This window comes from Streptomyces sp. NPDC048671, from assembly GCF_055587045.1.
This window is the reverse complement of sequence record NZ_JBVJHB010000002.1, coordinates 579,427-590,576: the sequence shown is the minus strand read 5'-3', so window position 1 is coordinate 590,576 and position 11,150 is coordinate 579,427. Positions and strand designations below refer to the sequence as shown.

Below are 11,150 nucleotides of genomic sequence, written 5' to 3'. Positions count from 1 at the left end.
GGTTTCCGGATTGAGCTGGGTGAGGTGGAGGCGGTTCTGTCCGGTCACTCCCAGGTGGCCCAGGCTGCGGTGCTGGTGCGGGAGGATCGGTCCGGCGACAGGCGCCTGGTCGCTTACGTCGTCGCGTCGATCGGTGGCGGACAGCCGGACCCGGCCGTGTTGCGCCGCTATGTCGGTGAGAGCCTGCCGGAGTTCATGGTCCCGGCCGCCGTGATCGTCCTGGACGCGTTCCCCCTGACGGTCAACCGCAAGCTCGACCGACGCGCCCTGCCCGCACCTGACTACATCGCCGGTTCCTACCGTGCACCGAGGGATGCCCGCGAGGAGGCCCTCTGTTCGGTGTTCTCTGAGGTCCTTGGCCTGGAACGGGTCGGGATCGACGACAGCTTCTTCGACCTGGGCGGTCACTCGCTGCTTGCCACCCGCGTCGTCAGCAGGGTTCGCACCACCCTCGGCGTCGAACTACCCCTGCGCGCACTGTTCGAGGCACCCGCCGTCGCCCAACTCGCTGAGCAGATAGCCGGGGCCGAGGGAGCGCGGACCGCGCTCGTCGCCGGAGAACGGCCGGCAGAGCTCTCCCTGTCGTTCGCCCAGCGGCGCCTCTGGTTCCTCAACCGCCTCGAAGGCGCCGAAGCAGCGACGTACAACATGCCGGTCGTCCTGCGCCTGACCGGCAACCTCGACCGGGCCGCCCTCCGGGCCGCCTTCCATGACGTGGTCGTACGTCACGAGAGTCTCCGAACCGTCTTCCCGGAGAACTCCGCCGGAGAGCCCTACCAGCACATCTTCGCGCCCGACGCTCTGCGGAGTGCCGAACTCGCGGTGGAGGACGTGCAGTCCTCGGCGTTGTCGGAGCGCCTCGCGGCCCTCGTGGGCACTGGCTTCGACCTGACCACCGAAATGCCTCTACGCGCACGCCTGCTGACGATGGACGATGCTTCGCACGTCCTGGTCGTGGTGCTGCACCACATCGCGGGCGACGGCTGGTCCATGGCACCGCTGGCGCGTGACATCGCGACCGCGTACGAGGCGCGGGTGGCGGGGCGGACTCCCGGGTGGGAGCCGTTGCAGGTCCAGTACGCCGACTTCAGCCTCTGGCAGCGCGAACTGCTGGGCGACGAAGACGATCCCGACAGCCTGGCTTCGCGCCAGCTCGCCCACTGGGCCGCAGCTCTGGACGGCATACCGGACGAACTGGAGCTGCCGACGGACCGGCCGCGCCCTGCCGTGGCGTCTCATCTCGGCGAGACGGTGCCGTTCGTGGTCGACGCGCAGGCCCACCACCGCCTTGCCGAGCTCTCGCGGGAGTCGGGCGCGAGCGTGTTCATGGTGCTGCAGGCCGCGCTCGCCACGCTGCTGTCGCGCCTGGGCGCCGGTACGGACATCCCGATCGGTTCTCCGATCGCGGGTCGTACGGATGAGGCGCTGGATGATCTGGTCGGGTTCTTCGTCAACACGCTCGTCCTGCGCACGGATCTCTCCGGTGATCCGACGTTCCGTGAGCTGATCGAGCGCGTACGGGAGACGGACCTTGCGGCGTACGCCCACCAGGACGTGCCTTTCGAGCACCTTGTCGAGGTGCTGAACCCGAAGCGCTCCATGTCGCGGCACCCCCTCTTCCAGGTCATGCTCGCCCTCCAGAACAACGACGAGGCCGACCTGCGCCTGCCCGGCCTCACCGTGTCGGCCGGAGTCGAGGAGGCGGCCCGCGTCTCGGCCGCCCGTTTCGACCTCACCGTCAACGTGGGCGAGCGCCACACCGAGAGTGGCGAGGCTGCCGGGCTGACCGGTGTCTTCGAGTACGGGACCGACCTGTTCGACCGCAGCACGATCGAACGCATGGCTGAGCGTTTCGGTCTTCTCCTCGCGCACGCCGTACGGAATCCGGACGTACGCCTGGCGGAGCTGGAACTCCTCCCCGAGCGGGAGCGCCACCAGCTCCTCGTCGATTGGCAGGGTCCGGCCCGATCCGAGCGCCACGCATCGGCGGTCACCGGAGGGCCGGCCACTGTCCCGGCGATGTTTGCCGCCGCCGCGGCCCGTACGCCCGAGGCGGTCGCCGTCGAATGCGGCGAAATCCGGTGGACGCTCGCCGAACTCGACACCCGCTCACGCGCCTTGGGCGAACGCCTGACCGCGCTCGGTGTCGCCGCGGAGACCCCGGTCGCCGTGCTCATGGAGCGTTCGGCGGACCTGATCGCGGCTCTGCTCGCCGTGCTCCGGGCCGGCGGCACGTACGTACCGCTCCACACGGGCTACCCAGTCGCACGCATGCGAGCGGTCCTGGACGAGGCCGACGCGCCAGTCCTGCTGACCGATGCGGCGTTCGCCGGGCACGCCCTGGCCGCCGAACAGCGGGACAAGGGCGTCGCGGTCCTTGTTGTCGATGACGTCGCCTCCGTACCCGAGGCCACCACCGCCACCGATGCGGCAGCGGACGAGGCGGACGTGTTTCCGGACGCCCTGGCGTATGTGATGTACACGTCCGGCTCCACCGGTGTGCCCAAGGGGGTGGCCGCCTCGCACCACAATGTCGTGGACCTCGTCGTGGACTCGGGCTGGAACGTGGGCCCGGGGGACAGCGTGCTGATGCACGCCCCGCACGCCTTCGACATCTCCGTGTACGAGATATGGGTCCCGCTGTTGAACGGCGCCCGCGTCGTGGTGGCGCCCGAAGGAACCCTGGACGCAGCGGACTTGGACCGCCTGGTGCGGTCGCACGAAGTGTCGCACCTCCACCTCACAGCGGGCCTCTTCCGCGTCATGGCCGAAGACCTGGTCACGGCCTTCTCCCGTACGCGAGAGGTACTCACCGGCGGCGACGTGATCTCGCCGGACGCGATGCGCCACGTGCTCACCCACTGCCCCGGCACGACCCTGCGCACGCTGTACGGTCCGACCGAGACGACCCTGTGCGTGACGGGCACGGTGTGGCGGGCCGCCGCCGACATCACCAGCCCGGTGCCGCTGGGGCGGCCGCTGGAGGAGACGCGCGCCTACGTCCTGGACCGCTCGCTGCGACCGGTGCCCGCCGGGGTCGCGGGTGAGCTGTACCTTGCGGGCGCCGGACTGGCCCGCGGCTACCTGAACCGCCCCGGCCTTACCGCCGAGCGCTTCGTCGCCGACCCGTTCGGGGCACCGGGGGAGCGGATGTACCGCACCGGTGATATGGCCCGCTGGCGGGCCTCCGGCACTCTGGAGTTCCTGGGCCGGACCGACGAGCAGGTCAAAATCCGTGGATACCGCGTTGAGTTGGGCGAGGTGGAGTCGGTCCTGTCGGCGCACCCGCACATCGCACAGGCGGCGGTGATCACCCGTGAGGACCGGCCGGGGGACAAGCGCATTGTCGCGTACGTCGTACCGACGGGAGATGGTGCTGAACAGCCGGATCCGGCCGAGCTGCGGCAGTACGTCGCGGAGGGCCTGCCCGAATTCATGGTCCCGTCGGCCCTGGTCGTCCTCGGAGCCCTTCCGCTGACTCCCAACGGCAAGCTCGACCGCCGCGCCCTGCCCGCGCCGGTGTACGAGACGGCGGCGGCCTCCCGCGCGCCGCGCAGTGTCCCTGAAGAGGTACTGTGCGCGGTCTTCGGCGAAGTCCTCGGGCTGGAGCGGGTCGGGATCGACGACAGTTTCTTCGACCTGGGCGGCCACTCCCTGCTTGCCACGCGAGTGGTCAGTCGCGTCCGCGCCGTTCTCGGAGTGGAACTGCCTCTGCGCGCCCTGTTCGAGGCACCTACCGTGGCGCAATTGGCCGCGTACATAGGTGAGGCGGGCACGGCTCGAACGGCGCTTGTGGCGGTGGAGCGGCCGGCGGTGGTGCCGTTGTCGTTCGCGCAGCGTCGGATGTGGTTCTTGAACCGGTTCGAGGGTGCGTCGGCGTCGCTGTACAACATGCCGGTAGTGCTGCGGTTGGACGGTGTGCTGGACCGTGCGGCGCTGGTCGAGGCGCTGGGGGATGTCGTTGCGCGCCACGAGTCGTTGCGGACGGTGTTCCCGGACGGTGCGGATGGTGTTCCGTTCCAGGAGATTCGTCCGGCCGGCGCTGGTCTGGTGAATGTACAAATGGAGTCGGCGACGGAGGAGGCGCTGGCCGACCTCGTGGCCGCATTCACCGGGCGCGGTTTTGACCTGACCTGTGAACTGCCCCTGCGAGTTGGCCTTTTCGAGGTCATCGGGGCAGGTCACGTACTCGTGGTGGTGTTGCACCACATCGCCGGCGACGGCTGGTCCATGGCGCCGCTGGCGCGGGATGTCGCGGCCGCGTACGCGGCACGCACCGAGGGCCGTGCTCCGGCCTGGGAGCCGTTGCCGGTGCAGTACGCCGATTACACCTTGTGGCAGCGGGAGCTGTTGGGTGAGGAGTCCGACCCGGAAAGCGTGCTGAGCCGTCAGGTGGATTACTGGACACGGACGCTCGCCGATGTCCCGGAGCAGTTGGAGCTGCCGACGGACCGGCCGAGGCCGGCGGTGGCCACGTTCCGTGGTGACACGGCTCCGGTGGAGATCGGCCCGGAGCTGCACGCGTCCCTGGCCCTGCTGGCCCGGGAGTCGGGCGCGAGTGTGTTCATGGTGCTTCAGGCTGCCTTCGCCGCTCTCCTGTCGCGGCTGGGTGCGGGTACGGACCTTCCGATCGGTTCGCCGATCGCGGGGCGCACGGATGAGGCGCTGGATGATCTGGTCGGGTTCTTCGTCAACACGCTCGTCCTGCGCACGGACCTCTCCGGGGACCCGACGTTCCGCGAGCTGATCGAGCGTGTGCGGGAGACGGACCTGGCGGCGTACGCCCACCAGGACGTGCCCTTCGAGCACCTCGTCGAGGTGCTGAACCCGGCGCGGTCGATGTCCCGCCACCCGCTGTTCCAGGTCATGTTCGCCCTCCAGAACAACACACATGCCGAGCTGCGGCTGTCTTCACTCGGGATGGCCGGGCAGGCATCCAGGAGCACCAGCTCCAAGTTCGACCTCTTCCTCACCCTGAGCGAGCACCGGAACAGCGATGGTGCCCCCTCGGGGCTGGCCGGCGTGCTGGAGTTCGCGACCGACCTCTTCGACCGTTCCTCGGCCGTGCGTCTGGTGGAGCGGTTCGTCCGCTTGCTGGCTGAGGTCGTGGCGTCCCCGGACACGCGGGTGGGCTCCACACAGGTGCTGTCGGCGGGTGAGCGCGCAGAGATGGTCTCGGTCTTCAACGACACGGCGGTGGACGTGCCGTGGGTGCCGCTCCCCGAGCTGTTCGCGCGTCGCGTCGCGCAGTCTCCGGATGCGTTGGCCGTCGTCTTCGAGGACGTGCGGCTGACGTACGCGGAGCTGGACGCCGCATCGACCCGGCTGGCGCGGGTTCTGCGTGGTGCGGGTGCGCGGCCGGAGAAGACGGTGGCCCTGATGCTGCCGCGCTCCCAGTGGCTGCCGGTGGCGCTGCTGGCCGTGGTCAAGTCCGGTGCCGCCTACCTGCCGGTGGATCCGGACTACCCGGCGGACCGGATCGCGTACATGTTCGACGACGCCGACCCGGTGTGCGTGATCACGGCCACCGACACGGTGGACAAGATCCCCGCCGACGTGTCCCCCGAGGCAATTGTCGTCGATGCACCTGGCTTCGCCCGAACCCTGGCCGAGGCACCTTCCGGTCCGGTCGAGGTCCAGGACCTGCGGCCGGAGAACCCCGTCTATGTGATCTACACCTCCGGCTCCACAGGGCGCCCGAAGGGCGTCGTCCTCCCTGCCGGCGCCATGGTCAATCTGCTGGCCTGGCACGAGCGGACTCGTCCCGACGGCGTCGGGGTGGTCACCGCCAACTTCACATCGATCAGCTTCGACGTGGCGGCTCAGGAGCTCTTCACCACACTGTGGTCCGGACGCACCCTCGCTGTTCCCCGCGACGAAGTACGCCGCCACCCCGATGACTTCGCGCGCTGGCTGGACCAGCACCGGGTGAACGAGCTGTTCGCCCCCAACCTGATGGTCGAGGCCCTTGCCGGGGCCGCTTCCGAGCTCGGGCTCTCACTGCCCGAGTTGCGTGATGTGGCGCAGGCGGGCGAGGCCCTGACCCTGCACGACCGGGTGCGGGAGTTCTTCGCAGCGGTGCCGGACGGGCGCAGGCTGCAGAATCACTACGGGCCCACCGAGTCGCACGTCGTCACGACGCTGGCCCTGCGGGGTGAGCCTCACGACTGGCCGGTGTCCCCGTCCATTGGTGCGCCGGTCGACAACAGCCAGGTCTACGTCCTTGACGCCGGCCTCCAGCCCGTCCCCGTGGGCGTGACCGGCGAGCTCTATCTCGCAGGCGCCCAGCTGGCGCGCGGCTACCTCGACCGCCCAGGCCTCACGGCCGAGCGTTTCGTCGCCAACCCCTACGGCACCCCCGGTGAGCGCATGTACCGCACCGGTGACCTGGGCTGCCGGCGGGCCGACGGCACGCTGGAGTCCCTGGGGCGCGCGGACTTCCAGGTCAAGATCCGCGGCTACCGGATCGAGCCGGCCGAGGTGGAGTCGGCGCTGGCGGCGCATCCACAGGTCGCCCAGGCAGCGGTGCTCGCGCGTGAGGACCGGCCGGGGGACAAGCGCCTGGTCGCCTACGTCGTTCCGGTGAACGGCGCCGGACAGCCGGATCCGGCCGCGCTGCGGCGGTACGTCGGTGAGGGCCTGCCCGAGTTCATGGTCCCGTCTGCCGTGGTGGTCCTGGACCACCTTCCGCTGACGGTCAACCGCAAGCTCGACCGCCGGGCCCTGCCCGCCCCCGAGTACCCGTCCCAGGGCGCCTCGCGTGCGCCGCGCAACCTGCACGAGGAAGTGCTGTGCGCGGTGTTCGGCGAGGTTCTCGGCCTGGAGCGGGTCGGCGTCGACGACGGGTTCTTCGATCTGGGCGGCCACTCGCTGCTCGCCACCCGCGTCGTCAGCCGCATCCGTGCCGTCCTCGGTGTGGAGCTTCCGCTGCGGGCCCTGTTCGAGTCGCCCACCGTCGCCCAGCTCGCCCGGCACATCGGGCGGGCCGACACCGCGCGGGTGAGGCTCGTCCCGATGGAGCGGCCCGAGCGGCTGCCGCTGGCGTTTTCCCAGCGCCGCATGTGGTTCCTCAACCGGTTCGAGGGGGCGAGCGCGTCCACGTACAACCTGCCCATTGCCCTGCGGCTGACCGGTGGACTGGACCGCACCGCCCTGGAGACAGCCCTCCAGAACGTCGTCGAGCGGCACGAGTCGCTGCGCACGGTCTTCCCCGAGGGCCCCGACGGTGTTCCGTACCAGAGGATCCTGCCGGTGGAGGACGCCCGCATCGGGCTTGCCGCGGTCGAGGTGCGGTCGGCGCCGGAATTGGAGGAACGGCTCGCCGAGGAGGCGTCCCGCGGCTTCGATCTGATGAGTGAACTTCCGGTACGAGCCTCCCTGTTCGCCGCCGAGGACGGGACGCATGTCCTTCTCGTGGTGTTGCACCACATTGCGGGTGACGGCTGGTCGATGGCGCCGCTGGCGCGGGACATCACGACGGCGTACACGGCATGCACCGAGGGGCGTGCTCCGCAGTGGGAGCCGCTTCCGGTTCAGTACGCGGATTATGCTTTGTGGCAGCGGGAGTTGCTGGGTCACGAGTCCGACCCGGACAGTGTGCTCGGTGCTCAGCTGGCGCACTGGACCCGGGTGCTCGCCGGTCTGCCTGATCAGCTTGAGCTGCTGACGGACCGGCCCAGGCCCGCGGTGGCCTCGTACCGGGGCGACAGTGTTCCGGTGGACATCGCCGCCGAGCTGCACGCGGATCTGGCCGCACTGGCGCGTGAGTCGGGTGCGAGTACGTTCATGGTTCTCCACGCCGCCTTCGCTGTTCTCCTGTCCCGCCTGGGTGCCGGTACGGACATCCCCGTCGGTTCGCCGATCGCCGGCCGTACCGACGAAGCCCTCGACGATCTGGTCGGGTTCTTCGTCAACACGCTCGTCCTGCGCACGGATCTCTCCGGTGATCCGACGTTCCGTGAGCTGATCGAGCGTGTGCGGGAGACGGACCTTGCGGCGTACGCCCACCAGGACGTGCCCTTCGAGCACCTCGTCGAGGTGCTGAACCCGGCGCGGTCGATGTCCCGCCATCCGCTCTTCCAGGTCATGTTCGCCCTCCAGAACAACACCCAGGCCGAACTGCTCCTTCCGGGCGTGACGATGAGCGGTGAGTCGGCGCGGTCGACGGTGGCCAAGTTCGACCTGTCCCTGGCGCTGCGCGAGCAGTACGCCCTCGACGGCGAACCCAGCGGCATCACAGGTGGGCTGGAGTTCGCCTCCGACCTGTTCGACGCCTCCACGGTCCACCTCTTCGCCGACCGGTGGACCCGGCTGCTCGCGGCCCTCGTGGCCGATCCCGACCGGCCGATCGGTGACGCGGACATCCTCACCGCGGAAGAGCGACGAGAACTCGTCGGTGAACAGGCGCCGGTGGTGGAAGGCGCGGTGGACACACTTCCCGCGCTGTTCGAGGAGCAGGCAGCCCGGACGCCCGACGCCGTGGCGGTCGCCGGGGACGGCGTCCAGATGACGTACGCCGAGCTCGACACCCGGGCGAACCGGCTGGCCCGGCTGCTGGTGGGCCGGGGGGTCGGCCCCGAGTCGGTCGTGGGGTTGCTGCTGTCCCGCTCGGTGGAGCTGTTGGTGGCGATGGTCGCCGTCGCCAAGTCCGGGGGCGCGTACCTGCCGGTCGACCCCGGGTATCCGGCCGACCGCATCGCCCTGCTGCTGTCGGAAGCGAAGCCGCTCGTCCTGCTGACCGACGAGCCGGCGCACGAGGCGATGGCCGGGCGACTCGACGCAGACGTGACCGTGTTGCGCCTGGCGGACCTCGAACGCGAGCTGTCGGCGCTGGGGGCCGGCGGCCCGAGCAACGTCGAACGGCGGGCGGCGCTGTGCGCCGACCATCCCGCGTACGTGATCTACACGTCCGGTTCCACGGGCAGGCCCAAGGGAGTCGTGGCCACGCACCGGGGCATCGCCGGGCACCTGCGGTGGATGGCGCGGGAGTATCCGCTCGACGGGCGTGACAGGGTGCTGGCGCGTACCTCGCCGAGCTTCGACGCCTCGGTGTGGGAGCTCTGGCTTCCGCTGGTGTCCGGAGCCACCGTGCAGGTGGTCCCGGCGGCGGTGGCGGCGGATCCGGAGCGCCTGGCGGCGTACATGAGCGAGACCGGGACGACCGTCGCGCAGCTGGTGCCCTCCCTCGTACCCGCCGTTTGCGACGCCGCGGAGGCGATCGGAGGGGCGTCGGCGCTGCGCCGGCTGTTCCTGGGCGGCGAGCCGCTTCCGGGCGCGCTCGCGGAGCGCGCGTCCCGGGTTTGGGGCGTGCCGTGCGTCAACCTGTACGGCCCGACCGAGACGACCGTGCAGGTCACTCACCGCGAGGTGGGGTCCGACGCCGCCGTGCCCGGTGAGTCCGTCGTGCCGCTGGGCCTTCCGGTCGCGGGCATACGGGCGTACGTGTTCGACGGCCGCCTGCGGCCGGTTCCGGAGGGGGCGCCCGGCGAGCTGTATCTGGCGGGCGCCCAGGTGGCGCGCGGGTACGCGGGCCGCCCCGGCCTGACGGCGGCGCGGTTCGTCGCCGATCCGTACGGTCCGGCGGGCGGGCGGATGTACCGCACGGGCGACGTCGTGCGGCGCCGTGGCGGTGAGCTGGAGTTCGTGGGGCGTGCCGACGACCAGGTCAAGCTGCGCGGCTTCCGCATCGAGCTCGGCGAGGTGGAGGCGGCGCTGGCCGCTCTGCCCGAGGTCGAGCGGGCCGCGGTCGCGGTGCGGGAGAACGCGCGCGGCGAGAAGGTGCTCGCCGCCTACGTGGTGGCGGCAGGGGGCGCGTCGGTGGACCCGAGTGCGCTGCGGCGTTCGGTCGCCGCGGTGCTGCCGGACTTCATGGTGCCGACGGCGATCGTCGAGCTGGACCTGCTGCCGCTGGGCGTGCACGGAAAGCTGGACCGTCGTGCGCTGCCCGCGCCGGAGGCGGGCGCCGCCACGCTGTCGGGTCGGGCCCCGCGCAATCCCCAGGAAGAGGCGCTGTGCGGGTTGTTCGCCGAGGTGCTGATGGTTGCGTCGGTGGGGATCGACGACAGCTTCTTCTCCCTGGGCGGGCACTCCCTGTCGGCGGTGCGTCTGGTGAGCCGCATTCGGTCGGTCTTCGGGGCGGAGCTGCCCGTACGGGCGCTGTTCGAGGCGCCGTCGGTGGCAGAACTGGTCCACCGCTTCGGCACGGAGAGCGGCGGCGACGGTCTCGGGGTGCTGCTGCCGATGCGTGAGGCCACCGGGCCCGCGGGATCCGGGCCGGTGCCGCTGTTCTGCGTGCACCCGGCGGGCGGACTGAGCTGGCCGTACGCGGGAATCCTCCCGCACCTGGAGCCCGAGCGGCCCGTGTACGGTCTGCAGGCGCGCGGCATCGCCGAGCCGGCCGAACTCCCCGGCAGTATCGAGGAGATGGCCGCCGACTACGTGGCGCACATGCGCACCGTGCAGCCTGCCGGGCCGTACCAGATCCTGGGATGGTCCCTGGGAGCGGTGATCGCGCACGCCGTGGCGACCGCGCTGCAGGAGCAGGGCGAGACGGTGTCGCTGCTCGCGCTGCTGGACGGCTATCCGGCGATGGAGCCCGCCGAGGCGGTCACCGCCGCCGACCAGGAGGCCGAGGAGCGGCGGATCCTGCGTGGCCTGCTTCAGGGGATGGGGCTGGGGGACGCGTCGGACGAGGAGGGCCGCGAGCCGTCACTGTCCGAGGCGGTCGCGCTGCTGCGCGGGCAGGGCGGGGTGCTGGCCGGGTTCGACGAGGCGACGCTGGCGCGGCTGCTGGCAGCCTGTGTGAACGGGACGCGGCTCGCGGGCCGGTTCACGCCGTCGGTCTTCGACGGCGACGTCGTGTTCTTCACGGCGGCTGCCGAGCGTGCGGCGGACGGTGCCGCCGAGCAGGGCGTCGACTTCTCGGCGTGGGAATCCTACGTAGGCGGCTCCGTGGAGAACTACGACGTCGACTGCGTGCACACCGACATGACGGCCGCCGCGCCGATCCGCGAGATCTCCAGGGTGATCGCGCAGGAACTCCGCAAGCGCTGCTGAGGCCGCACGCCGGTGCGACGAGCGCCCGGCCGTTGATGGATGACGTGGCACGTGCCCGTGGAGTTGCCACGGGCACGTGCTTGAGCAAGAGGAAG

The 11,150-nt window shown here is 70.8% G+C and carries 1 protein-coding gene; it reads left to right on the top strand.

Annotated elements, in window-relative coordinates:
• The coding region (locus ACZ6S6_RS06940) for a non-ribosomal peptide synthetase (protein ID WP_469704239.1) at window positions 1-11,055 on the top strand (11,055 nt) is incomplete at its 5' end.
• Window positions 11,056-11,150 lie beyond the last annotated feature (95 nt).